Here is a 24,947-nt window from a genome sequence, read left to right as displayed (position 1 = left end):
TCCTTTCGCTGCGCCTGCAAACTATAATTATATATCGTCCGGAGCATAAAAAAGATTAAAACATCTAAAAAGAAAAATACTGCGGACCCTTCGGGTTAAAAACGGTTGCAATAAAAGCGGTATTTTGTGTCCATAATCGCAAAAGGAACGGGTGGGCAAACACAGCTTCTTGTCCGGATTCGACGATGAGCATTTCTCCTCTCAGTTTGCCCAAGTGCAAGGCCGTCTGAAGCTGAAGAAACGCGGAAACGAGTCACATGGAGGTGCTTTTTTCATTGCAACATTTCTCCATAAAGTTGAGAATTTTGTCCTTGTGGAAACCGGATGATTGGCATAGAATAGAGTCAGATATTCCATAATATTTTTACTGGGGGGATTACGGTGCTTTCTTCTAAGGCAAAGGAATGGATTGCAAACGGGAATTTGGACGAAAAACTGGCGTACCTCTACGTTTGCGGCCCGGATAAAGCAAAGGATTACCGAAACCGTCTGCTTCAGGCGGTGGAAGCTTTCGAAAAACGATATGGAACGGATCGGGACATCAATATTTTCAGCGCGCCCGGACGGACGGAGATCGGCGGCAACCACACCGACCATCAGCGCGGGAATGTGCTTGCGGCAAGCGTGAACCTGGATGTGATCGCCGTCGTGTCGAAAGGGGATAACAACCGGGTACGAGTGGAATCTGAAGAATACCCCGCAGACGTACTGGACGCAGGTAATCTGGAAAGAAAAGAAGCGGAGCAGAACACCTCCCCCGCGCTGATTCGCGGAATTTTAAGCAAATTCGCGCAAATGGGTTACCGCGTCGGCGGATTTGAAGCCTACACCACCTCGGACGTTCTTTCGGGGTCCGGGCTTTCTTCCTCAGCGGCATTTGAAGTGCTGATTGGCACCATTGTAAACGATTTGTTCTGCGGCGGAAAGGAAAGCGCGCTGAAAATCGCGCAGATCGGCCAGTATGCAGAAAATGTTTACTTTGGGAAACCCTGCGGGCTGATGGACCAGGCGGCCAGCTCGGTCGGCGGCTTCGTCGCCATCGATTTTAAGGACGCCGAAAACCCGGTGGTGCAAAAGGTTGATTTCGATTTCGGAAAATGCGGATATTCGCTGTGCATCATCGATACAAAGGGAAGCCATGCCGATTTGACCCCCGATTACGCGGCGATTCCGGCCGAAATGAAGGCGGTTGCGGCGTACTTCGGGAAGGACGTCCTTTCCGAAGTGAGCGAGGACGCATTCCAACGGGAAATTTTGGAAGTGCGGAAAAAGGCGGGCGACCGCGCGGTGCTGCGCGCACTCCATTTTTACGCGGACAACGCAAGGGCAAAAAAAGAGGCCCAAGCTTTAAACCGCGGGGATTTCGAAACATTTAAGAAGCTGATTATCGAAAGCGGCTATTCGTCTTATATGTATCTGCAAAACGTTTTTTCGCCGTCCCATGTGCAGGAACAGGGCGTTTCCCTTACGCTCGCCCTCTGCCAGAAATATCTTAGCGAAAAGGGCGGGGCCTACCGCGTGCACGGCGGCGGCTTTGCGGGAACGGTACAGACCTTTGTTCCGGACGCGTATCTGGAAGAATTCATCGAAAAGATGGAGGCTGTTCTGGGCAAGGGTAGCTGTCACGTGCTGAAAATCCGGCCGGTCGGCGGCACAAGGATTTTATAAAGTATGGAGGATTTTTATGGCTGAATTAAGATGGCATCCGCTGATAAAGGACTGGATTATGATTGCGTCGAACCGGCAGAACCGCCCGCAGATGCCGAAGGACTACTGCCCGTTCTGCCCAAGCTTCGGCAATGTGCCGGATTACGAGGTAATGGAATACGACAACGATTTTCCGGCGCTGTCGCAAAACCCGCCCGAGCCGGACGACGTTGCGACCGATTTCTTCAAGGTAAGACCCAGCTACGGCAAATGCGAGGTCATCCTGTATTCGCCGAAACACACGCAGACCCTGCCGGAGCTTTCGGACGAGCATATGCGTAAGCTGGTGGACCTATGGTGCGAACGCTTCACCCTTATGCGCGCGGATGAAAAAATAAAATATATCTTCCCGTTTGAAAACCGGGGCGAAGCGGTGGGCGTAACCATGCCCCATCCGCACGGTCAAATTTACGGATATTCTTTCCTTCCAAAAAAGCTGGAGCTTGAAACCGGCGCGGCAAAAGAGTATTATGTAGAAAAGCACAAATGCCTGTTTTGCGATATGCTGGAAAATGAGCTGAAGGAAAACAAGCGTATCATCTTTAAAAACAGGTATTTTACCGTGTTCCTTCCGTTTTACTGCGAATACCCCTACGGCGTGTACATCTTCTCCAACCGCCATACGGAGTATATGACGGACTTCACCGTGGAAGAAAAAACAGAGCTGGGGCTGACCATCCGCGACACCGTCGGGATGCTGGACAGTTTGTTTGGCTACCAGTTCCCCTACATGATGTGCATGCACAACGCTCCGGTCAACATGGGTGATTATTCAAAGGATTTCCATTTCCACATTGAATTCTTCCCCCCGATGCGGAGCGCGCAAAAGCAAAAGTTCAACGCTTCCAGTGAAACGGGCGCATGGGCGTGCTGTAACCCAACCTGCCCCGAAGAAACCGCACAGGAGCTTCGCGAGGCATACAAACGTTATAAGGAGAATTCAAAATGAGAGTATTAGTAACCGGCGGAGCAGGATATATCGGTTCCCATACCTGCATTGAGCTTCTGAACAACGGCTATGATATCGTTGTAATGGACAACTATAGCAATTCTTCGCCCGAAGTACTGAAAATTGTTGAAAAGCTGACCAAAAAAACCTTCCCGGTTTACGAGTGCGACATGCTCGATTATGACGGCTTTGAAAAAATTTTTGAGGAAAATAAAATCGACGCTGTGATTCATTTCGCTGGGCTGAAAGCCGTTGGCGAATCCGTTGAAAAGCCACTAGAATACTACCACAACAACCTGACCGGCACCCTCAACCTTCTGCGGTTAATGCGGAAATACAAGGTTTACCAGCTTGTGTTCAGCTCTTCCGCAACGGTTTACGGCATGAACAACAAAGCTCCGTTCAAGGAGGACATGCCCCTTTCCACTACCAACCCCTACGGCAGCACCAAACTAATGATTGAAAACATCTTAAAGGATGTCTGCTTTGCGGATAAAAACTTCAAGGTTGCGCTTCTGCGCTACTTTAACCCGATCGGTGCACACCAAAGCGGCCTGATCGGCGAAAACCCGAACGGTATCCCGAACAATCTGATGCCGTATATCATGAAGGTTGCCGTCGGCAAGCTGGAATGCCTGAGCGTATTCGGTAACGACTATCCGACCCCGGACGGAACCGGCGTGCGCGATTATATCCATGTGTGCGACCTTGCAAACGGCCATCTGAAGGCGCTGGAGAAGCTCCCGCATATTGAGGGCGCCGAGGCGTATAACCTTGGCACCGGCAAGGGAAGCAGCGTGCTGGACGTTGTTCACGCCTTTGAAAAGGCCAGCGGAAAAAAGGTAAATTATAAAATTGCCCCGCGCAGAGCCGGCGACATTGCCGTCTGCTACGCCGATGTTTCCAAAGCAAAAAAGGAGCTTGGCTGGGAAGCAAAGTATTCCCTGGACGATATGTGCCGGGATAATTGGAACTTTATTAAAAATAATTCCTGATGTTAATAAAATGAAAAGGGACCGCTCCTCCGGGCGGTTCCTTTTTTGCATGAGGGAAGGGCGCCGCTCACGGTGCGGCGCCCTTCCCTTTGCCACATTGGCTTTATTTCAACTGTGCGCGGTAAAAATCAACCATGGTTTTATTGATGCCTACTTGCTGAAGCAGATCCGCCAGATCCTTATCTTTGCCGAGCTGTTCGGACAGATAAGCCATAAAATCGCCGGCATATTTTTTCTGTAGCTCTTCCTGGCCCTCACCCGTGCCGGAAGAGACCATTTTCAGCACTTCGTTTTCTTTCACAGCGGGCATTGTAATCGCGTTGCTGGTTTTCGGTTTCGACTGGGTGCTCATTTTGATAGAGGCCAATCCTTTTAAATCGAATGTGCAATTGGAAAGCAGCTGATCATTCTTGATGGAATTTTCCAGTTTAATGGTTGACTTGGACAAATTCTTCGCCCATTCGTTCCGTTCGAGGGACGACTGGATCGCGTTCTGAACCGTACCCTTCGGGTCATAAAGGGAGAGCGTAAATGTTCCCAGAAGGATATCCCTGTTCGCGAACTTCTCCATCTTCGCATTTGCGAAATCAATTTTGAGGCCGGCATCCTGGGCCTTATCCTTGTCTTTTATCAGAACTTGCATGACGCCGCTGTCCGCCGTATTATAGAGCAGTTTTGCAGAAAAACATTCTTTCCCGTCCGCAAGGACATTTGCGGCAAACTGCTTTTTTTGGAACGCCAGGTTCAAAGTAACCTTTGCCGAAGCTTCGCTGATTTCATAGCTGCGGGCAACCTGCGTATCATCCGCAAGGACATACGCAGAAACCGTCAGCGCCGCCTTTTCGTCTGTGTCGCTGCCAAGCTGTTGGGCAAAGGCGTCAATCATTTCCTTGAATTTTTCCTTATCGATCTTTTCATTTGGGAAGAAGGCATTGTAATTTTCCGAAAGATATGTGCAGAGATAATCATCCTTCTTGAGCACTTCCAGGGTCTTTTTCATAATCCGGTTCATCTGGCCTGCGCTCAGGGTTACGGAAATTTTCGCGGCGTTGTTGACCGTTATGTCTTCCACTTTCAGGCTCTGGTTCTTCTGCACCGTAATTTTTCCGTTCTGCACAGCCTCGACGTACGGCTGCGTTAACGCACGTAGACTAGCTTTCAGCTTATTGGAATCATAGTCCACTTTCGAAACCGCGAATGCCGGATTGGCGGTTTGCATATTCTCCATGCTGAGATAGGTTTTTGATATTTCCGGAAGCTGCACAAGATACTTGCCGTCTTTATCCATAAACATATTTACGGAAACCAGCTTACCGGACTTGTCATTAAAGGAAACGTTGCCCTGCATCTGCTGGTTGTTCACATTGGAGCTGCCCTCCATCGTGATCGAGTTTATGTAGTCAAGAGTCTTATTCAGTATTTCGTCGTGGCCGCCGAGCTGTTGCTTGATTTGCCCCTTGAAGCTGTTGTCCAGATCAATGTGCATGGAGCCCTTAAATTCTTCCGCCGTAGCGTTTTTCTTAGCGGGAAGCTGATTCATGACCATGTCGAGCGAACCGACCGCACGATCGGTAATCGCTTCGGTGCAGGTTTTTTCCAACGCCTGCATATATTTGCCGTTCCCCATCATCATCATTTTCAGGTCACGGGCAAAATATGTTTTTGCCGCGAATCCGCAAATAAAGAGCAATACGGCACAGCATGCTGCGATAATCGCGATTTTCTTCGCTTTCGGGGAAGGCTGCCCACGCTGTGGAAACGCCTCCTGCGCATGCTGCGCTCCGGTGTTTTCTTCCTCAAGAGCTTGCGCCGGAGCTTCGTTTTCTAAATTTTCTTTACTGTCCGCAACGGCGGGCTGGCTTTCAGACGAATTTTCAATCGGTTCCCCGCACTGGGAGCAAATCGTCTGGCCATTCTCCATTTCGGCACCGCACTTTTTGCAAGTTGCCATTTCTAATCTCCTATTCCTGTTTATTTTGCATAATTGCTTAGCGATAATATTATATTTGACTTTAAAAACTTTGTCAAATATTATCAAAGCAAAAGGTAAAATTTAGTTTTGAAGGATTGAAAGAATATCATCCGCGTTTTGTATGGTTACCATACGATAGGGTACCCAAACGTAATGCCCGCCCTGCAGTTTGACCGTTTTCGCCGGGTCTTCGCCGGTAGCAAAGGCATAGGAAAGGTCGAAAATCGCTTTGGCCTGCCCCCGTGCGTCATTATAAACCGTTCCGAACATACTGCCGTCCTTTATGGCGTTTACGCCCCCCTCCGTCGCGTCTATACCCACGACAATCGGTTTTACTTTCCGTTTGCTTTCTTTAATCGCATCAATCGCGCCAAGGGCCATATCGTCGTTGTTACAGAATACGACTTCGATGCGATCCCCGTATTTCGTAAGCCACTGGTTCATTTTTGCCGTCCCCTGCGCGCGCTGCCAGTTTGCAATTTCGTCGGCAAGCTTTTCCACCTTGATTCCCGCCCCGGTGACCGCCTTAATGGAATATTCCGTACGCAGCAGGGCGTCCTGATGCTCCTGTTCGCCTTCCAGCATCACATACTGGATTTTCCCGTCGCCGTTGCGGTCAATGGAAGCCGGATCCTTCGCGTAGGCCTTCGCAATAATTTCGCCCTGAAGCTGCCCGGACTGAGCCGCGTCCGCGCCGACATAGTACGCGCGATCCCACAGCCGGATATCCTCTTCGACAGGTTCGCGGTTAAAGAAAATCACCGGGATATCGGCCGCTTTGACTTTGTTGACGATCACCGCGGCGGACGTGCGATCCACTTCATTTACACAGATCACGTCATAATGGCGGGAGATAAAGCTGTCCACCTGATCGTTTTGCAGCGCCTGGCTTGACTGCCCATCAACCACGTTCACAACAATCTTCTTGCCAGACTTGGCTTCCATCTGCTTCGCAATTTTTTCAAGGTCATTGCAAAGGCTCGCCACAAAAGTGTCATCCTTGCGGTAAAGCGTAACGCCGATTTTAATTGTATCCACTTTATCCTTTCCACCGGAGGAACTGCAGGCAACCAGCGGAAGAAGGAGGAACACCGCGGCAAATACTGCTGAAAAGACTCTTTTCATAGAACCCCTCCTCTTATCTTGAAAACGGGAAAAGCAGCCTCTGATTTTCCGAGCTGTACATATTTTCCTGGTTTATCACGGCAAAATTAATGCTGGGATCGTGCGAATCCGGCTTTTTATTGATTTTATCGACCGCGGCCTGAATACTGAGATATCCAAGGTTGTACTCGTTTTCCACGCCGACCGAACGGATAATCCGGCTGTCTAGGAGAGAAACAATCGTATCCGTTCGCCCAATTCCAAAAATACGCACTTTGGTGAAGCCGGATTTTGATAAGTCCTGTTCCGCTTTTGCCACCGCTTCCAGCGTGGAAGCGTCCAGCGCAATGACGGTGTCCGCCGCGCTGCTCAGAAGCATTCCCTTTGCCGTATCGTACGCTTGTTGGCTTCCGTTGGGAATATCCCAGTACTCGATCTTGTTTTTGCCCTCATCAAGAATTTTCATCACGCCGTCATAGCGGCGGCGGATGCTGCTGCAATCCATACTGTTGCGCAGAATAGCAATCCGGAGCAAGTTCTTTCCGTCCCCGGCGGCCGCCTGCGCCAGGGCGCTACCAAGCTTTTCGTTATCACAGGAGATGAGCGGCAGATTTGGAATCGATTCCACCGTGGACTGCATGGCGATTACCGGAACGCTTTTCATCGCTTCCCTTACGGGCTGCTCTAAATCCTCCGAATTCACGGGCGAGATGACAACCGCGTCCGCGCCGTTGCGGATTTCCCGCTTCAAGAGGGAAACCTGCTCTTCGGCGCTGTTTTCCTTTTGAAGCGTAATAAAACTGATTTCCGCATTCAAATCCTTCGCCGCCTGCTCCATTCCCTGCCGGACAGACGTGCTGCTTGCCGTGCTGCTGCTTCGGCAGATTACCGAAATTTCATAAGGACTGACGATTTTTTTGCCGAAATAGCGCTCCCGGTTCAACAGAACGAAAGAACTGATAAACGCGAAAAGAATCAGGAAAAACACCAGAACCTTTTTCCGGGTCATTTGGCGTCTCCTCCTTCATCCAGTTCTTCCAGCGTTTTCAGCGGAAGGTGGATTCTTGCGGTTGTGCCTTCGTCCGGTTCGCTGTAAATCGCAAGTCCGTAATCCTTCCCGAAATAAAGCTGGATGCGTTCCTGTACATTCTTCAGCCCGATTCCGGAGCCTTTTCCACGCGCGCGCGGGGCTTCTTCCGTTAAAAGCGCGTCCGCCTGTTCCTGGGGCATTCCGAGGCCATTGTCGATAATATCAATGTACAGGCTGTCTTCCTTCCGGTAGGCATGGATTTTTATTTCCCCGTCCCCGCTCATAAACTCCATGCCATGGTAAATCGCATTTTCCACAAGGGGCTGTACAATCAGTTTAATGGTTGCATATTGGAGCATTTCCGGCTCCGCGTCGATTTCATATACAAATTTGTTCTTATAGCGCATCTTCTGAATGGTCAGATAGTTGCGCACATGCTCCAGTTCATCCGCAACGGAAATGATATTCTTTCCCTTGGAAAGGCTGATGCGGAACAGCCGCGCCAGCGCCGTAACCATAGTGACCGCGCCATCATAGCGCTCGTTTTCAATCATCCAGATGATGGAATCAAGCGTATTATAAAGGAAATGCGGGTTAATCTGGGACTGGAGCGCATCCAGTTCGCTTTTCCGCTTGGATTCCTGTTCGGCAACGATATCGTCCATAAGCTTATGAAGCTGGTCTACCATGGAGCGGATCGTCTTCCCCAGATGCTGAACCTCATAGGAACCGGAAATAGCAATATCCACACTACTCAGGTTCCCCTTGTCAAGGTCTTTCACCGAATGTTCCAGCTCCTTAATCGGGTTGGCGATGCGCGAAGAAAGGAACAGGTTCAGGAAAACCATCAGGAAGATCGAGAAGAAAATAAAGAACCACGCGAAAATGCGAAGCTGCTGGTAATTCGAGGCAATATCCTGCATAGATGTTACGGCGATGATTTTCCAGCCGGTATAGCCCACCGTTTTTACGGTCACCATGCGCCGCTGCCCCTGAAAGGTTTCGCTGTGGCTGCCGTCGTCGTAATGCGCGGCGGCGATATTGTTTTCCTGCATCAGATTTGAATAGATCAACTGCTGCCGCGGATGGTAAATCAGTTCTCCGTTCCGGTTGGTCAGGTAAATGTATCCGGATTCTCCCATATCCACGTTCTTGCAAATCTGCTCAATTCCGCTGAAATTCATGTCTACCAACAGGACGCCCTTAGTGATTGAGCCGGCATTGGTCAGTTCCACAGCGCGGCTGAGCGAAACTACCCAATGATATTTATTATCCGGATCCACAAAAAGATTCTGAACATGGGGGGTTGAAAAATGGCTGTTTTCAATTTTCTGCGAAGCGTTCTGAAACCAGCTTTGGCCGGTTACCCCAGCGGACGGCTTCAGCTGCGCGAGCGGCTCGGCGGCGATGACCTTGCCAGTGCTGGAAAAAACCCCGATGCTGACCAGCAAGTCGTGGTTCGTTTCATACAACAAACTCATGGCATCGCCAATATTGTCGGTAGACAGATCCGCGTTCTTAATCACGCGGTAATACATGGAGTCGGAAATACGCATCATATTGCGAAGATAGGTATCCAGATTCAGGTTCACCTGATTGACCATGTGCGTATTGTCTTCGGAAATCATCTTTTCGCTCAGCCCGATGTACCGCAGGGACAGAGAAAAACCGACAATCAGCATTCCCACCACCGAAACTGCGGTAAAGGTAAGCGATATTGTAAACTGCAGGCTTCTTTTTTGCAGAAAATGTGTAATTTTATCCAATATTTCTCTTGTTTTTTTCCGCAATAGCATTCCCTCCGTTCTACAAGGCTGATTTCCCGGCCGCCCGAAATCTTACTGGTTCCTGTATTTTGAAGGTGACACGCCGAATTTCTTTTTAAAGACATAACTGAAATAATTCGGTTCCGTATAGCCGACCTTTCCTGCTATGATATAGGTTTTATCATCTGTCGTATTCAAAAGATTGACCGCTTCCTGCAAACGCACTTCCGTAAGGTACGCAACAAAGCTCATGCCGGTTTCGCGCTTGAAAACGGTTGAAAAATAAGTGGGACTTACGTGGAGAAAGGAACACAGGCTGTCCACGGAAAGATCCGGATTCTGGAAATTTTCCGCGATATACTGCTTCGCGTTTTGCGCCAGAACCCGGGTGGAATTAATCCGCTCATGCTTTACCAACATACTGATCCGAATACAGCATTCCGTGCACCACTGCTTCATTTCCACGGGAGAACGCAGGGCCGCGATCGTGTTGACATAATTGAAATTTTCCCCGAAGATTTCCTCCGTACTCAGCTCGTATGCGTGCATCAGCTTCAACAAAGAAGTCACCATTTCCATCAGATAAATCTGGTACTGGTTCAAAGGCAGAAGCCGCCTTTCAAAACGCGCGAACAACGTCCCAATTTTTTCCTTTATTTCCTCTTCCGATCCCATTTTGATAGCACTAGAAATCTCGCGCTCGTCGTGCTCGTCGAACTGGAGCTTCACGGATGTTTCCGGCTCCACGTCCGAAATATAGATTGCCTTGCCCGCGCCCATCACGGCGCAGTAGTCCATGGCGTCCTGCGCTTCGCGGTAAGAATGCCGGATATCCGCCAGCGCAGAGCAGGGCGTCCCCACTCCGGAAACCATCTTCACGCCCATGACCAGCTCCGCGTATTTGCAGACCTCGTTCATGCCGCGGATGAGCGGGACGACGCCGGTTTCCGGCGAAAGCTCCGCAATGACCGCAACGCAGTCGGAATAAAGGAAATCGGTAAAGGCGCAGTAATTCCCCAATATCTCGTCCACCGTACGCCGCAGCGAGATCGGTATCAGCTCCTCTTCGCGCAGAACAGCGCCTTCCAGGGGCGCGCGGTCAGCACGCACAACCGCGACCGCCCAGCCGCCCTCCGCGTCCAGGTTGATCTGGAACATCGGCGCCTGCGCCCGCATCCGCTCCTCCGAAATGCGGCCTTCAATCAGCCCCACCAGAAACTGCTCGCGCATAACCGGGAGGCTGTCCATATAGGCTTTCCGCAGCATTTCCACGTCGCGCCGCTCCGCAAACTCGCTGTCAAGCTGCTGCTTCATCTTTTTCAGCGTTTCTGTCAGCTCGTTCGCGTTAATCGGCTTTAACACATATTCCGCCGCTTTGATTTTGATTGCCTTCTGTGCGTATTCGAAATCGTCGAAGCCAGAAAACAGGATCAGCTTCGTGGAGGGCATGGAATCCCGCAAGCGGCTCCCCAGCTCCAGCCCGTCCATGAACGGCATTTTAATATCCGTCATCACCACATCCGGGCGCAGGTGCTCGGCTTTTTCCAGCGCGTCCAATCCGTTTTCGGCGTCGCCCACAACGGTATAGCCCAGGCTTTCCCAGTCAATTTTCTTTATGATGCCCTCGCGTATCTCCTCTTCATCGTCCGCAAGAAGAATACGGTAAAGTCCCATAAATTTTTCACTCCAATTCGAACTCTGTTTGTTCGTATTGTATCATACTTAACCCCTCTTTATTGTTCGTAATAAAAAGATTTTTCTTTGCAAAAAACCCGCGCAGGAATCTGCGCAGGTTTTCTGCAGAAATAGTGTAAAAAGGTGAATTATTTCTTTCTGTACTTGGAAAGATCGATTGCAACCGCAATTGCAATGATAATTCCCTTGATAATCTGCTGCCACATCGGGCTTACGTTGATAAACTGCAAACCGTATTGAATGACAGTAAAAATCAGAACACCAGATATAATGCCGCCAATTTTTCCGACGCCGCCGTTCAGGGAAACGCCACCCACCACGCAGGCCGCAATGGCATCCAGCTCGTACCCGTTGCCGTAATTGTTCGTGGCGCCGGCGGTCCGGGCAGCTTCCAGCACACCGCCGATCCCGTACAGGGCGGATGCGAGTATGAAGATTCCCATGATGGTGGCATACACGTTTACGCCGGAAACAATCGCCGCTTCGCGGTTGCCGCCGATTGCATAAACGTTTTTGCCGAATACCGTTTTATTCAGCACAAACCAAATAATCAGCGTGATAACCAGCGCGATCGGGATGAGAATGGAAAATCCTCCGAAGAAACCCTTGAAAAATTTGAACTGTCCCAAGCTGGTAAAGTCGGAACGAATGCCGCCGATCGGTTGGGAATGGTTCGGGGGCATATCGAAGTACAACGAACACGCGCCGAAAACAATAACCTGCACAGCCAGCGTCGCAATGAACGGGTGCATGTCGAACTGTGCAACCAGAAAACCGTTCAGCACGCCGAACAGCAGACAGACAACGACGGCAGCCAAAATGGCGTACACAACCGGAATCTGCGGCAGCCCCGGGAAAAACCGGTTCGCATAGTCCGCCGTCTGCATCAGCGAGGTGGAAACAACCGCCGCCAGGCCGACCATGCGGCCTGCCGAAAGGTCGGTACCCGCAATTAAAAGGGTAAAACAGATTCCCAACGCGATAATCAACCTTGTGGAAGACTGCGTCATAATATCCAAGAGAACCCGAATCTGCATGAAACGGGGCTCAATAAAGATGATCACAATAACCAGCACGAGCAAGGCGAGGATAATCGCATAGTTCGTTAAAAAAGTTTTTATCGTTTTTTGAGAAATCACAACGTGGGTTCCGATACGCTCCGCGTTCAAAATCTGCAGCAGGCCGTAAATACCCAGGCACGCGCCTATTCCGACCAGGAACCACGGCATATCATACATTTTCTTGGAATAGAGGAAAAATTCCAGGATAAGGCCCAATAACAAAAAGATCGATCCTGAAATTATGTAAACCAGAGCAAATTTTTGTCTGGGGATAATTTTTTCTCCTTGCATATACGCAGCCTCTCTTTCTATTCTGACTCTACTGGGCGAACTTTGTGGCAAGCTGCATGACTTTGATCTGATCCGCCTCTTCGCGGCTCAAGATGCCCGACACGCGCCCCTCGCACATAACCATAACCCGGTCGGATACACCCAATAGCTCCGGCATTTCGGACGAAATCATAATAATGGACTTCCCCTGTTTGACCAAATCCATCATAATCGTATAAATTTCGTACTTTGCACCCACGTCAATGCCGCGCGTCGGTTCGTCCAGAATGAGGATATCGGGTTGCGTCAGCAGCCAGCGGGCGATTAGAACCTTCTGCTGGTTACCGCCAGAAAGGTTCTGCATCAGCGTTTCCAGCGAAGGGGTTTTTACGTTGAGCTGCCGGTTTGATTCTTCCGCCGCCTTCAGGCGTTTGCGCTTTTGCAGCACGCCCTTTTTCGCGTATTGCTTCTGGCTGGCAATAACCGTGTTGTCAAGTACGGAAAGAATGCCGAAAACGCCCGTCGCGCGGCGTTCCTCCGTTAAAAGGGCAAGGCCGTGCTTTTTCGCGTCCTGAACAGATTTCACCTTAAATACCTCGCCGTCCTTTTCCACTTCGCCCGATTCAATGGCGCGAAGCCCGAAAAGCGCTTCCACCAGTTCGGTGCGCTGTGCGCCCACAAGACCGCCGATGCCTAAGATCTCACCCTTGTGCAGCTCAAAGCTGACATGCTGGAAGGAGCGTTTGATCGGCGAGCACAGATCCGTAACCTTAAGGACAACCTCGTCGCCCGGGGTATGCGTCCGGGGCGGGAACCGGTTTGTCATATCACGACCGACCATGCGGCTGATGATAAGGTCGGTGGTCAGCTCACCGGCAGGCCAGGTTCCCACATACTGCCCGTCGCGCATGATGGTGACTTCGTCGGCAATCTTCAGAATTTCCTCCATTTTATGGGAGATATAAATGATTGCGCACCCCTTGCTCTTTAGCTGACGTATTATTTTAAACAGATGCTCCGTTTCATTATCCGTTAAGGAAGATGTCGGTTCATCCATAATAATAATCTTCGAATTGTAGCTGACCGCCTTCGCGATTTCCACCAGTTGAAGGTTGGAAGCCGACAGATTGCCGGCCAGCGTCTCCGGATTGATATCCAGTTCAATTTCTTTGAAAAGTTCCCTTGTTTTTCGGATCATGGTCTTTTTGTCAACGGCGATCCCCCGCATGGGGAACCGGCCGAGCCAGATGTTTTCCATGACCGGTCGGAAACGAATCGGGTGAAGTTCCTGATGAATCATGGATACGCCCAAATCAAGGGCCTGTTTTGAGCTGGTAATATTTTCACGTTTGCCGTCCAAAATAATCTCGCCGCTGTCTTCCTGATAAATGCCGAAAAGGCATTTCATTAGTGTGGATTTCCCGGCGCCGTTTTCCCCCATCAGCGCGTGCACGCTGCCGCGGCGGACCTTTAAGCTGACGTTATCCAACGCTTTAACGCCGGGAAATACCTTTGTTATGTTATTCATTTCCAATACATATTCGCCCATACACCATACCCTCCTTTTGCTGAAATCAACGGGGAACGGAAAGCTTTCGCTTTCCCTCCCCCGCTGAACAGACACCGTCTGAATAACAATTCAGCAGGAAATCCGCGCGCTTATTTCTGGAATTGCTTGTAGTTTTCCGCTGTTACCTTTACATACGGAATCCAAACATATTTGCCGTCTTTAACATCATAGCCGATGGTTTCCTTGTTGATTTCCTTGCCCTGTGCTGCGGCTACCGCGATATTGACCGTTGCTTTGCCCTGATTTTCGCCGTCGTTCAGAACGGTTCCTAGCATGGAGCCTTCCGCCATGGCCGACAGCGCTGGAGCGGTTGCGTCAACACCGACAACCGGGATATATTTGGATTTGTCGCCTTTGTTGTAGCCCTGTGCCTTCAGTGCTTCGATTGCGCCGAGAGCCATATCGTCGTTGTTTGCCAGAACGGCTTCTATCTTGTCAAGGCCCTGGGAGGAAATAAAGGTGTTCATCAGGTCGGTTGCCTTAACTTTATCCCACATTGCGGTGTCGGCAGCCAGCTTCTGGGTCTTAAAGCCGGCGTCTTCGATCGCCTTGACGGAATACATGGTGCGAAGGGTTGCATCCTGATGGCCCGGCTCGCCCTGCAGCATTACATACTGGATAATGCCGTCGCCGTTCTTGTCGGCGGACTTGTTCGCTTTAAAGTAATCCGCGATGAGTTCGCCAGACATGGTTCCGGACTCCTCTGCCTTCGCTCCGACATACCAAACCTTGTCGTAGCTCTTCATAACGTTTGCTTCCGGCTCGCGGTTAAGGAAAACGATCGGAAGACCTGCTGCTTTTGCCTTTTCAACCAGCGGCGCGGCCGCAGTACGGTCAACCGGGTTGACTGCCAGCGCGTTAACGCCTTTTGTGATAAAGGTATCAACCTGCTCATTCTGGGTGGGCTGTTTGTTCTGGGAATCCACGATGTCCAGCTTCGCGCCCAGCGTTTCGGCCTGTGCGCTCATATTGTTGCGGACACCTGTCATAAATGTGTCGTCAAATTTGTAGATGCACACGCCAACATTGACATCGGAAGCATCCGCCTTGTTTTTCTCGGTTTTGACTTCCGCAAGTGCGGCTTTGCTGTCTGTCTGTGAGTTGGAGCAACCAACCACCGTAGATGCCATCATCAGTACGGCAAGAAGCAACACAGCTATTTTTTTCATAATACAATCCCCCTACTTTCATAATGATTGTGTGCAAACTTAATTTTGTGCATTTGCACAAAATTCATTTGGTTTGCACCTTACTATTAGACAGTATAACTTTTGTAAATCTTTAAATCCATAGAATTTTCTTTTGACTTATATTAAATTTCTTTGCTTGTATAGCAAAATATAACGTAATTCAATGTGAAAATTTATGATATTTATATAATTTAATTTTAATTTTTAAAAATTTGTATAGATATTTGTCAGATTAATCAACCGTATGAAAATCGGAAAAGTTTTCTTGTATTAATATTTCAATACGATTATAATAAGGACACAAAATGGGAAACCCACGAAAGCCTTAAAAACAAGATTTATAAGAAATGTCCGGCACGCCGGACAGGAACTGCCGGCGATATTGCGGGCCGCTGTACGGATTACAAAGTATGACAAAACCGTAATGAAACTTTAATCAACTTGAAATTCATTTTTTAATTTCCAAACTTTACATTTTCGCCCTTAAGTGGTATAATTTTTCTGGTTTTTCAGATAAAATGAATTTCTGTTTTTTAATAGTTGCATTTGATTTGCAGGGGGCCGTCGCTTGAAAATAGCAGAAATTGAAGTTGGAGAGATTTCCGTTCCGCTCGTAACGCCGTTCAAAACCGCGCTGCGCACGGTGGAAGCCATTGAGGATATCGTTGTAAAAATAACCGCCGATACCGGTGAAACCGGTTACGGTGAAGCGCCGCCAACCGCTGTTATTACAGGGGACACCAGGGGTTCCATCATTTGTGCCATCCGCGATTATATCCGCCCTGCCATTCTGGGCATGGAAATTGAAAATATCGACGGGATTATGCACAAGCTCCATACCTGCATACAAAAGAACACCAGCGCCAAGGCCTGTGTAGATATGGCGGTTTACGACCTTTTTGGAAAGCGCTGCGGCGTGCCGCTGTACCGCCTGCTTGGCGGGTACCGCAGGGAATTGGAAACGGATCTGACCATCAGCGTCAATCCGATCGACGAAATGGTGCGCGACAGCCTTTCTGCCGTGAAGCGCGGTTTCCGCATACTAAAGGTAAAGGTCGGCCAAGAGGGCGAAAAGGATATTGAGTGCATTGCCGCCATCCGGGACGCCGTCGGCAAAGATGTAAAAATCCGGGTGGACGCAAACCAGGGTTGGACCGCTAAGGAAGCGATCCGTATCCTTTCCGTTCTGGAGCGCGAGGGGCTGGACATTGAACTCTGCGAACAGCCGGTAAAGGTGCAGGATATCGACGGCCTGCGCGCGGTGACGAAGGCAGTTTCCACCCCTATTCTGGCGGACGAAAGCGTCTTTTCCGCCGGGGACGCCATGGAAATCCTGCGCACACACGCGGCGGATCTGATCAACATTAAGCTCATGAAAGCCGGGGGAATCTACGGCGCTTTAAAAATTTGCGCCATTGCGGAAACCTGCGGCGTAGAATGCATGATGGGCTGCATGCTGGAAAGCAAGCTGGCGGTCAGCGCGGCGGCGCACCTTGCCGCGGCAAAGAGCATTATCACGCGCACCGATCTGGACGGCCCGTCGCTTTGCAGAATTGACCCGTTCGAGGGCGGCCCGGACTTCCTTGAAAGCCGGATTGTGATGAACGACCGCCCCGGTATCGGTATTCAAAGCGTTCCCGCGTTTCCATCCCGTTAAAAGGGCGGCGCCTTCTTTCCACGCCGAGAGGCGGATAATACGCCGCTGCGAAAAGGAAAGCAGAGCGCCGCAAAGGAAAAAACATTGTTTACAAGAGAATCCATTTCTTTTTTAATGGCTCCGCTGTTTTGGCGGAGCCGTTACAGGTTGTTGGCATGCGGACAAACCCGGTCATGCACGATTATTCGGCTAAAAAATGAACCGGTGCAAAATGGCACCCGGGCAGCCCGGCCTTTCAAACGAATCTGAACCTGTGTAATATAACGCGAAATATAAAATTCATTGGAGTGATTGTATGTTTACACCCAAGCCACTATTTCCGGGCGCGCGCGTTGCGCTGATTGCGCCCTCCGGACCGGTTTTGCCAGAAAAATTCGGCCCGTCCGTGCGGGCGGTAGAAAATCTTTCCTTAATGCCCGTCATTTTTGAAAGCTGCCGCCGGGCGCACGGCTATTTCGCTGGGGATGACCGTATGCGCGCCAAAGACATCTGCGACGCGTTTGCAGACAAAACCATCGACGGCATTCTGTGCGTGCGGGGCGGATACGGTGCCCAGCGCCTGATGAATCTCATCGATTTTGACCTAATCCGCAGAAACCCGAAGTGCTTCTGCGGTTACAGCGACATTACCGCGCTGCACACCGTCTTTAACCAGAAATGCGGCTTTGTCACCTACCATACCCCCATGCCCTCCACGGAGCTTTGCATGAACCCGGACGAATATACCCTTCAAAGCCTGAAAAAGGTCCTGTTCGGGGAAAAAATCGGGGAATTGCAGAATCCCGCAAATATACCGTTGAAAACGCTGGTGGGCGGATGCGCCTGCGGCGTCCTGACCGGCGGCAACCTTTCGCTGGTTTCGTCCTCGCTTGGCACGCCGTACGAAATCGACACCCGCAATAAAATCCTGTTTCTGGAAGATGTTGGCGAGGAGCCGTACCGGATTGACGGCATGCTGAACCACCTGAAAGCAGCGGGGAAATTCCGCGACTGCGCCGGAATCCTTTTCGGAAGCTTTACAAAATGCCAAGCGGAAAATCCGGAACGCTCGCTGACGCTGGAACAGATTCTTGAGGAGCTGATTGTCCCCGAACACAAGCCCGCCATCATGAACATGGCCTGCGGCCACGGTATGCCGTCCATGTCCCTTCCGCTTGGGAAAACCGTCGAAATGAACTCGATTTCCTGCAAAATTAATGTATTGGACTGATTTTATGAAATTAAGGAATTTACGCGATTACGCAGAAAACGAAATCAATAATAGCAATGCGAACGTTTCCTTGCTCGTTCACGATTTTACCCGCAGCCAAACGCTTCTGTCCTTTCACGCCGAGCAAAAGGTTGTCGCCGCAAGCACAATCAAAACGCTGATTCTGCTTGCCGCGCTGGAAAAGGTGCAAAAGAGCGAACTGGAGCTGAGCCAGATGGTCACAGTCCCCGCCCTGGAAATTTTGCCGGATACCCGCGTGTTCGACCGGGATGTGCGGGAATACCGCCTGGAAGAGCTTCTGACATGGATGATTATTACCAGCGACAACACCGCCACAAATGTGCTGATCGACCTACTCGGCATGGACGCCGTCAACGCGTACTGCCGGAAGCTGAAGTTGGAATCCACGGTGCTGGAACGCAAAATGCACGATTGGGGTGCAATCGAACAGGGGCGCAACAATTACACCAGCGCCATAAACCAGCTCACCGTCTTTGCCGCCCTGCACCGCAGGACGATCCTGACCCCAAAGCTCTGCGACCGGGCGCTCGGCATTTTAAAGCGCCAGCGCGATTACAGCCTGGCGTTCCGGTATATTGCGGACGAATCGCTGACCGCCGCGCACAAAACCGGCGGGCTGGATCGTCTGAACCACGATTCGGGTTTGTTTTACCTTGACGGCAATGTGTATTATTTCGGCTGCTTTGTTTCCGAATCCATGGACGACACGAAGGAAAACCCCGTTTCCAAAAAGCTGATCGGACGGCTTTCCCGTGAAGTCTACGAATATTTCAAAGGGGTTTGAGATGCAATTCGCATTGATAAAAGCTCCGATTGCGCCGCTGATGAAGGGACCGCATAAAAGCGAACGTACCGACGAAGCACTCTGCGGAATGACTGTGGAAATTCTGGAGCGATGCGGCGCGTGGGTTCGCGTGCGCACGCATTACCGGTACGAGGGCTGGGTAAACGAAAGGCACCTTTGCTTTGACCGCTGTCTTGTGCGGCAATGGACAAATGCCCCGAAGGCGGTGGTGCTGCAAGCCTGGGCGGACGTTCTGGATGCGCCGAAGGTGCAGGGGCATCTCGTCGGCGAAATCCCGCGCGGCGGCCTGTTAAGCCCCGCCGGCGAAGCAGGGGACGGCTGGCAGAGGGTGCGCTTCTGCGACGGGCGCGAAGGCTACCTTTGGGGCGCGTTTCTGGGGGAATACCGCACCGCATGGCAGAAAGAAGAGGAACCGGCTCTGCGCAAAGCGCTGACGGAAACCACACGCTCCTACCTTGGCGTCCAGTACCGCTGGGGCGGAAAAACCCCGCTGGGCATCGACTGCAGCGGGCTTTGCTCCATGGCCTATCTTTTAAACGGGGTCATCATCTACCGGGACGCACACATTCAGCCGGGTTTCCCCATACATGAAATAGGCTTCGATGAAATCAAGGAAGGCGATCTTCTGTATTTTCCCGGCCATGTCGCCATGTACCTTGGGGACGGAAGGTATATCCACGCTACCGCAAGCAACAACTGCCACGGCGTGGTGATCAACAGCCTTGACCCACGGGCGCCCGATTTCCGCGCCGATCTGCCCGGAAAGCTGACCTGCTGCGGCAGTATCTTTTAAAGACATCCCCGTCCCAAAGCTGAAAAAACTGAATAAGATACATAAAAGCCCCGTACATCGCATGAGGGATTGTACGAGGCTTTTTCATTCTGAATAGTGCTTTTATGGAGTTGTGCGTTTTTTTGCGTCGCTTGAAAACATCTTTTGCAAGGTTTTCGGATCGGCAATGCCGGTTGTCGGCATGCCGTTCAGCAACTGGAAGTCCTTGACGCTCTGTTCCGTTCCTTCCGCAAATTCACCGGTGGGCTTCACGAACATATAGCCCAGCTCCTGCAGACGCTTCTGCATTTTTAGGACATTGTCGTTCTTGTCGCCCTTTTTCAGCGTGATCGACGTGTCCATCGATCCGGATGCGCCGCCCGTTGTGAAGGAAGCAGAGGACGTACCGGAAATGTTCGTCCCTTCTGTAAGCTGCGGATAGACTTTCCCGGCGATAAAGGTAACCGCATCCACCATTCCCCTGCCCTGCAGGAGCATGAGGTTCGGATTCATTTCATAGACCTTGCCCGATTTCACAGCGTCCAGCTTTTTATATTCCGCGGACGCTTCCAGCTTTGCCTTCACGCCGGTCGGGCAAAATATGTACTGCGGGTTCGCAATCAGCAGTTCGCTCACAGGCATTTTATTTCCGGTTCCGCCCGAAGCGGCATTAATCAGCCCTGCCGATTCAATGAGCTTTCCCTGCAAGGTGTCGCCGGTAACCACCCCGCCATCCGCATCAAACAGATAGGCCACCGTAATCGGCTTGTTGCTGTGCGGGATAATCCGGCTAATATCGTCAATCGTCAGAAAAATACTCTGGGATGTTTTCTGTCCCTTTTCATACCCGGTTTTCGCGCCTTTTAGTGCCGAACCCACCTCTGAGTAAAGGCGGTCAAGGTCTTCCCGGCTGGTGGCTGCGCGGATGGTCAAAACGGTAATGCCCGCTTTGTTCATCGCCTCTATCTGCGCCTCGGAGGGCTTTTTGTCGGTGAGCACCAAATCCGCTCCCAAATCCTTAATTTTCTGCGCCTCATCTAGTGTTACGTTCGGCAGAACCGACAGATCGCTCTGGGTACATTCCACGCTCTTCGCCTTTAAGGAAATCTCATAATCCATCGCGAGAACCACGTCCGCAAGATTGGGCGAAAGCACCGCAACGCCGGAGGGTTCCCGATGGATCGTTACATCCCCGATTTTAACAGGGAAATCCTTTTCCCCCGCGCCGGAAGAAATATCGTTTTTCGACCCGCAGGCAGTCAACGCGCCCGCGGCAAGTATTACGCTCAGAAAAAAAGCTGTCAATCTTTTCAGCATATTTTCGCTCCTTTCTGCAGCGGCTACGCAAGCCCCTGCCCACGGCGGACGCGCGCTTCCGCGTCCCTGATAAACTGCCTTGCGCAGCGTGGTGAACGCCCTCCGCGCGTGGTCGCCCATCGTTCCGCGTAAAATTCCAGTTCTTCTCTCGCTATATTCAGCTTTCTCTGTTTCGCAAGCTGGCGCACAATTTCCAGATAATGTTCCTTATCCGGCAGGGTAAAGCCAATGGAAAGGCCGAACCGGTCGGCCAGCGAAAGGCTTTCCTGCATGGAGTCCCCCCGGTGCACCTCGTCGCCGTCGCGGTCGGAAAAGGTTTCACGAACCAGATGGCGGCGGTTGGAAGTCGCGTAAATCAGCGTGTTTTCCGGCCGGGCGGCAAGGCCGCCCTCCAGAACCGCTTTCAGCGCGGCATAGGTATCATTTTGCTTGGAAAAGGACAGATCGTCAATAAAAATAATGAATTTCATCGGGATTGCGGCAATCTGATCGACCAAGAGCGGAAAATCCATCAGATATTCCTTCGGCATTTCGATCATGCGCAGCCCCCTGGAAGAATACTCGTTTAAAAGCGCCTTTACGGTGGAGGATTTCCCCGTTCCGCGGTCGCCGTACAGCAGGCAGTTATTTGCGGGAAGATCCTGCAGAAAAGACAGGGTATTGTTTATCGCCAGACTGCGCTGCTGCTCATAGCCCTTTAAATCGGCCAGCGTGGTTTTGTCGGGATAGGCGACCGGCTCAATCCTTTTCTCGCGCCAGATAAACGCACGGTAACGCGCATACATCCCGCAGCCGTTTTGGCGGTAATATTCCGTCATTTTGCGGATGCATTCTTTTAAGTCGCCCCGCAGCGCTTCTACCGGTTCCCCGGTTTTCCACTGCGGCAGCGCAAGGGCTTCCGCCTGCTGCCCGAACTGGCAGCTCCCGATAATTTCCTGCGGTGTAAGTGAGGAAACCTCCAAAATAATTCTCAGATCGCGCTCCACCGCCTCCATCATCGTCGGCGGAAATTCCGTCTGCCCCGCGGTGGCGGCAAGCGAATACGCGTTTTGATCAAACAGCGCCGTTGCTGTGATGCATTCCGAGAGGTTTTCGCTACAGCCGCGTTCGCACAGCACAGCGAAAAAATCGCCCCAAGCGTTCAGAAATTCCTCCTCCGTCCTGTCGCAGGACCAGAGAAGGCGGTACAAAGCCTTGGGAACGGTGCGATTTAAAATTCCTTTATAAATAGAAAGGGACGCCATTTGCATTGCGGCCCGCTTCATCTCGTTCATATTTTGCTCCTTATGTCATATAAGACCGCTATCTTTGTTATTTTACCCTTATCGCAGGTATTATGTCAAGTTATCAGGAGGATTTGGGTTGCGATTCGGATAAAGATTTGCTATTATAATAAACAGAAGCAAATGAATGAGGGTTACCATGAAAATACAAAAAGCGATCCTGTTTCTCTTCGCGGCGGTTCTTGTTGTGGGCCTGTCCGCGTGCGAAAAAAAGGCCGACGCGGACGTTCTGATGCGTGAGGCAAAAACAAACACGAACGCAATCCAGAACTGCAGCGCCACCTATATTAGTGAACTGGTTTTTACGGCAAACGGCAAACAGAATGTTTTCAAAACAAATGCAAACTGTGTTTATTGGGCAAAGCCGTTTGCATTGAAATCCACCCAAAACACCCTTCTGGGCAACACGGCAAACACCAGCGTTTCCTATACCGTAACCGATGAGGACGGCGTGTGGTTTTACTCCAACGCCGGAAGCGGCTGGCAGAAAACCTCATCTGAAGGCGTGGGCACCACGCCGTTGGAACAAATCGATATCCTGCGCCTAACGGACAGTATATCCAGCCAAAAATACGTACGGGAAACGAAAATCAATTCCCGCAAAGTACATAAAATCGAACTTACTTTCCAGAGCGATGTGCTCCGCAGCACGGTAGAAAACATTGTTACCGCAACGGGGATGGGCGAGGGTTCAAAAACCATTGTGCAAACCCTTCTTGAAAACGCGCCCACGGTTTACGGCTACGCCTATCTTGACGAATCCACCGGGCAGATTGTCCGGCTGGAACTGGACGCTACGGAAGCAGTCAATAAAATATTCCAGTCGATTGACGGCAGCAGAATAAAAGTGAATGTATCCCGGTGCGTAACCAGCGGGGATATTACGGATATCGGCAAAGCCCCCGCCGTATCGCTGCCCCCCGACGCCGCCGCCGCGCAAACTGTGCAAGCCGCCGGTTAAGCAATCGCCGGTTTTTACTCCCTTGTCTGGCCTTGCCCTTTGGCATTGCCCGGCAAGGGAGACAATAATTTAATAGTAAAATTTAATGAATTTTATATTATAAAAGTCGCATGCCAGAAGGTCGTCGGTTTCCGCTTCCTGCAACAGGATATAGTTTACGCCAACGCCAAGCAGCGTGCCCGACCGGTCGACCAGCGTATTTGTACCGATCAGGAATTCCACGAGAACGGGTCTACCGATCTGCGTGCGCAGAAAACCATTTAAATATTGCAGGCTATCGGCGTTGATCGTAACCGACTGGGGCGGGGCCTGGTTCAAACCGGGACTCATTACGCTGCCGGTGGCCGCCGGAAGCAGAGCCGCCTGAGCGGCCGGTGACGCGGGCATTCTTTGCATCTGGCCCGTTTGTGTACTGCCCGTCGGGACGGTTCCGCTACCAGGAACCGATTGGGTCATCATTCCCGGAAACTGACCTGGAGCCGCAGGCTCCGCCGTGATGCCCATTGCGGCGCCGCCGATCCCGGCAGCCAGCAAAGGGGGCTGTACCCCGCTGTTGCGACTTGTGCCCGGAATCGAAGGATGGCTGCTCCCCATTTCCTTTAGTTGCTGGCTGAATTGCTGCTTCTGCAGCGGATTCATATAGTTATAGCTTGCAACATCCTCTAACGTAGGCATCGTGCTCTGTATGGAAAGCCCTGTCGGCATGCCGGCACCCTGGCATCCGGCGCAGGGCGTTTTTGAATATTCTTCATTGGAACGGTTGTTGTCCATAATATCCTCCTTTTGTCAAGTGTTCGCATAAACTTCGGTTGGGCTGTAAAAACAATGCTGATTTATCCGGTTATAAATGACGCCCGCACGGTTTTTGGGAAAATACGGGGGACATTGCGGGCTGTACGGATTAAAGTAAAAAAGGCACGGGCCGACCGAGGAAGCCGTATTGCCGGCAAGGGCCCAATCCGCTATTTCGTATTCAATTTCATCCGGGTCCATATTCCACACGTTCTGCGCATTGTAAGCACCGCCTATGGTTTCTTTCATGCATGTAAACTGATTGGGCTGTTCAATGATATTGCGTACATTTCCGCCCTGGCTGATGCGGGCAAACTCCCCGTAATCCACATTTGCCCGGTTCATAACAATAGAAGCCACCGCGCGCATGCCGTTGTCCCCTTCCCCTTCGGCCTCGCATTTCAGGAGCTTTGCAAAAAGTTCTCTGGTTGTTAAGGGCATATAATCACCTATTCATAAGTTTGTTTTACTGCATAATATGTCCCCCTTGCTCCGCATGGCACAATATCTACGGAAATCGAGGAATATTTTTATGGATTTTGGAAAACCGAAAAACACTTGACATTTAGCAGACAAATCCGTAAAATGTATAGGTAGCGTTTTTCGCAGGTCAAGTTCATAAGGAAGCGTATCGAAGTGGTCATAACGGGCCTGACTCGAAATCCACTCGGTCAGTTGTTTTGAAAATGCGGGAAACCCTTGAGTTTTCGCGGGTTTGCGGGATTTTGAAAATTTAGCTTTTTACCGATTTCTACGGTTTTTCTACACTTTGCCTTGACTTTTTCGAAAGGCTCGGTGTATTAAAATAGAATATGGAGGC

The 24,947-nt window shown here is 50.8% G+C and carries 20 protein-coding genes; 8 read left to right on the top strand and 12 right to left on the bottom strand.

Going from position 1 to position 24,947, the window contains the following annotated elements; genetic code table 11:
• The first annotated feature begins 381 nt into the window (after positions 1-381).
• Genes P9B68_RS10125 through galE form a run of 3 tightly spaced genes read left to right on the top strand, consistent with a single transcriptional unit; the run spans position 382 to position 3,651 of the window.
• A complete protein-coding gene (locus tag P9B68_RS10125) occupies positions 382-1,668 on the top strand; it encodes a galactokinase (protein WP_135659422.1) in 1,287 nt (428 codons plus the stop codon).
• A 16-nt stretch (positions 1,669-1,684) separates the two neighbouring features.
• Entirely contained in the window at positions 1,685-2,656 is a 972-nt protein-coding gene (gene galT / locus P9B68_RS10120; RefSeq protein WP_277668964.1) for a galactose-1-phosphate uridylyltransferase, read from the top strand.
• Positions 2,653-3,651 (top strand): UDP-glucose 4-epimerase GalE, encoded by a 999-nt coding sequence (gene galE, locus P9B68_RS10115; RefSeq protein WP_135659418.1) that lies wholly within the window; start codon positions 2,653-2,655, stop codon positions 3,649-3,651. Before galT ends, galE begins: the two co-directional genes overlap by 4 nt.
• Before the next feature lie 103 nt (positions 3,652-3,754).
• Here the strand turns inward: galE and P9B68_RS10110 are convergent, their stop codons facing one another.
• The 8 genes from P9B68_RS10110 to P9B68_RS10075 all read right to left on the bottom strand — a co-directional run bounded on the left by P9B68_RS10110 (position 3,755) and on the right by P9B68_RS10075 (position 15,288).
• Entirely contained in the window at positions 3,755-5,602 is a 1,848-nt protein-coding gene (locus tag P9B68_RS10110; protein WP_277668963.1) for a zinc ribbon domain-containing protein, read from the bottom strand.
• 102 nt (positions 5,603-5,704) lie between these two features.
• Positions 5,705-6,748 (bottom strand): galactose ABC transporter substrate-binding protein, encoded by a 1,044-nt coding sequence (locus P9B68_RS10105; protein WP_135659414.1) that lies wholly within the window; start codon positions 6,746-6,748, stop codon positions 5,705-5,707.
• Positions 6,749-6,761: 13 nt separating this feature from the next.
• Positions 6,762-7,736 carry a substrate-binding domain-containing protein gene (locus P9B68_RS10100; protein WP_135659412.1) on the bottom strand — a complete coding sequence of 325 codons (975 nt, stop codon included), beginning with the start codon at positions 7,734-7,736 and terminating at the stop codon, positions 6,762-6,764.
• Complete coding sequence (locus P9B68_RS10095; RefSeq protein ID WP_277668962.1) at positions 7,733-9,547, bottom strand: sensor histidine kinase; 1,815 nt, start codon at positions 9,545-9,547, stop codon at positions 7,733-7,735. The genes P9B68_RS10100 and P9B68_RS10095 overlap by 4 nt, the downstream gene beginning before the upstream one ends.
• A 48-nt stretch (positions 9,548-9,595) precedes the next feature.
• Positions 9,596-11,197: a response regulator gene (locus P9B68_RS10090; protein ID WP_135659408.1), complete on the bottom strand. Its 1,602-nt coding sequence runs from the start codon at positions 11,195-11,197 to the stop codon at positions 9,596-9,598.
• 149 nt (positions 11,198-11,346) lie between these two features.
• The gene (mglC, locus tag P9B68_RS10085) at positions 11,347-12,570 is read right to left on the bottom strand and encodes a galactose/methyl galactoside ABC transporter permease MglC (protein ID WP_135659406.1); all 1,224 of its coding nucleotides are present in this window, start codon (positions 12,568-12,570) and stop codon (positions 11,347-11,349) included.
• A 28-nt stretch (positions 12,571-12,598) separates the two neighbouring features.
• Positions 12,599-14,098, bottom strand: coding sequence for a sugar ABC transporter ATP-binding protein (locus tag P9B68_RS10080; RefSeq protein WP_277668961.1), 1,500 nt, complete (start codon positions 14,096-14,098; stop codon positions 12,599-12,601).
• Positions 14,099-14,208: 110 nt separating this feature from the next.
• Entirely contained in the window at positions 14,209-15,288 is a 1,080-nt protein-coding gene (locus tag P9B68_RS10075) for a galactose ABC transporter substrate-binding protein (protein WP_135659402.1), read from the bottom strand.
• Between the two features lie 589 nt (positions 15,289-15,877).
• On the opposite strand from P9B68_RS10075, the gene P9B68_RS10070 reads away from it, so the two are divergent.
• From P9B68_RS10070 to P9B68_RS10055, 4 genes are all read left to right on the top strand, one after another.
• Positions 15,878-16,966, top strand: coding sequence for a dipeptide epimerase (locus P9B68_RS10070; protein ID WP_135659067.1), 1,089 nt, complete (start codon positions 15,878-15,880; stop codon positions 16,964-16,966).
• A gap of 295 nt (positions 16,967-17,261) precedes the next feature.
• Positions 17,262-18,176 (top strand): S66 peptidase family protein, encoded by a 915-nt coding sequence (locus tag P9B68_RS10065; protein WP_135659065.1) that lies wholly within the window; start codon positions 17,262-17,264, stop codon positions 18,174-18,176.
• Between the two features lie 4 nt (positions 18,177-18,180).
• Positions 18,181-18,981, top strand: coding sequence for a serine hydrolase (locus P9B68_RS10060; protein WP_167875178.1), 801 nt, complete (start codon positions 18,181-18,183; stop codon positions 18,979-18,981).
• Complete coding sequence (locus P9B68_RS10055; RefSeq protein ID WP_243112964.1) at positions 18,950-19,795, top strand: C40 family peptidase; 846 nt, start codon at positions 18,950-18,952, stop codon at positions 19,793-19,795. Before P9B68_RS10060 ends, P9B68_RS10055 begins: the two co-directional genes overlap by 32 nt.
• 102 nt (positions 19,796-19,897) lie before the next feature.
• On the opposite strand, the gene P9B68_RS10050 is transcribed toward P9B68_RS10055, so the two are convergent.
• Positions 19,898-21,091, bottom strand: coding sequence for a peptidoglycan-binding protein (locus P9B68_RS10050; protein WP_135659058.1), 1,194 nt, complete (start codon positions 21,089-21,091; stop codon positions 19,898-19,900).
• A gap of 23 nt (positions 21,092-21,114) precedes the next feature.
• Positions 21,115-22,365 carry an ATP-binding protein gene (locus P9B68_RS10045; RefSeq protein ID WP_277668960.1) on the bottom strand — a complete coding sequence of 417 codons (1,251 nt, stop codon included), beginning with the start codon at positions 22,363-22,365 and terminating at the stop codon, positions 21,115-21,117.
• Between the two features lie 148 nt (positions 22,366-22,513).
• Here P9B68_RS10045 and P9B68_RS10040 point away from each other — a divergent pair, with 148 nt between their 5' ends.
• Positions 22,514-23,335 (top strand): hypothetical protein, encoded by an 822-nt coding sequence (locus P9B68_RS10040; protein WP_135659056.1) that lies wholly within the window; start codon positions 22,514-22,516, stop codon positions 23,333-23,335.
• 69 nt (positions 23,336-23,404) lie between these two features.
• On the opposite strand, the gene P9B68_RS10035 is transcribed toward P9B68_RS10040, so the two are convergent.
• Positions 23,405-24,106, bottom strand: a complete 702-nt coding sequence (locus P9B68_RS10035; RefSeq protein ID WP_243112962.1) for a hypothetical protein — start codon at positions 24,104-24,106, stop codon at positions 23,405-23,407.
• Positions 24,107-24,121: 15 nt separating this feature from the next.
• Positions 24,122-24,568: a cell wall hydrolase gene (locus P9B68_RS10030; protein ID WP_135659054.1), complete on the bottom strand. Its 447-nt coding sequence runs from the start codon at positions 24,566-24,568 to the stop codon at positions 24,122-24,124.
• Between the last annotated feature and the right edge of the window lie 379 nt (positions 24,569-24,947).

It is taken from the genome of Caproiciproducens galactitolivorans (genome assembly GCF_029266045.1).
Classification (GTDB): Bacteria; Bacillota; Clostridia; order Oscillospirales; family Acutalibacteraceae; genus Caproiciproducens; species Caproiciproducens galactitolivorans.
Note: the sequence above shows the minus strand (reverse complement) of the source record. Positions and strands in the feature narration are given on the sequence as shown.

What these genes read in the sequence shown, in the direction of transcription:
- galT (WP_277668964.1), top strand. Translation starts at nt 1,685, where the DNA reads ATGGCTGAATTAAGATGGCATCCGCTGATAAAGGACTGGATTATGATT.
- galE (WP_135659418.1), top strand. Translation starts at nt 2,653, where the DNA reads ATGAGAGTATTAGTAACCGGCGGAGCAGGATATATCGGTTCCCATACC.
- P9B68_RS10110 (WP_277668963.1), bottom strand. Translation starts at nt 5,602, where the DNA reads ATGGCAACTTGCAAAAAGTGCGGTGCCGAAATGGAGAATGGCCAGACG.
- P9B68_RS10105 (WP_135659414.1), bottom strand. Translation starts at nt 6,748, where the DNA reads ATGAAAAGAGTCTTTTCAGCAGTATTTGCCGCGGTGTTCCTCCTTCTT.
- P9B68_RS10100 (WP_135659412.1), bottom strand. Translation starts at nt 7,736, where the DNA reads ATGACCCGGAAAAAGGTTCTGGTGTTTTTCCTGATTCTTTTCGCGTTT.
- P9B68_RS10090 (WP_135659408.1), bottom strand. Translation starts at nt 11,197, where the DNA reads ATGGGACTTTACCGTATTCTTCTTGCGGACGATGAAGAGGAGATACGC.
- mglC (WP_135659406.1), bottom strand. Translation starts at nt 12,570, where the DNA reads ATGCAAGGAGAAAAAATTATCCCCAGACAAAAATTTGCTCTGGTTTAC.
- P9B68_RS10080 (WP_277668961.1), bottom strand. Translation starts at nt 14,098, where the DNA reads ATGGGCGAATATGTATTGGAAATGAATAACATAACAAAGGTATTTCCC.
- P9B68_RS10075 (WP_135659402.1), bottom strand. Translation starts at nt 15,288, where the DNA reads ATGAAAAAAATAGCTGTGTTGCTTCTTGCCGTACTGATGATGGCATCT.
- P9B68_RS10065 (WP_135659065.1), top strand. Translation starts at nt 17,262, where the DNA reads ATGTTTACACCCAAGCCACTATTTCCGGGCGCGCGCGTTGCGCTGATT.
- P9B68_RS10060 (WP_167875178.1), top strand. Translation starts at nt 18,181, where the DNA reads ATGAAATTAAGGAATTTACGCGATTACGCAGAAAACGAAATCAATAAT.
- P9B68_RS10050 (WP_135659058.1), bottom strand. Translation starts at nt 21,091, where the DNA reads ATGCTGAAAAGATTGACAGCTTTTTTTCTGAGCGTAATACTTGCCGCG.
- P9B68_RS10045 (WP_277668960.1), bottom strand. Translation starts at nt 22,365, where the DNA reads ATGAACGAGATGAAGCGGGCCGCAATGCAAATGGCGTCCCTTTCTATT.
- P9B68_RS10040 (WP_135659056.1), top strand. Translation starts at nt 22,514, where the DNA reads ATGAAAATACAAAAAGCGATCCTGTTTCTCTTCGCGGCGGTTCTTGTT.
- P9B68_RS10035 (WP_243112962.1), bottom strand. Translation starts at nt 24,106, where the DNA reads ATGGACAACAACCGTTCCAATGAAGAATATTCAAAAACGCCCTGCGCC.
- P9B68_RS10030 (WP_135659054.1), bottom strand. Translation starts at nt 24,568, where the DNA reads ATGCCCTTAACAACCAGAGAACTTTTTGCAAAGCTCCTGAAATGCGAG.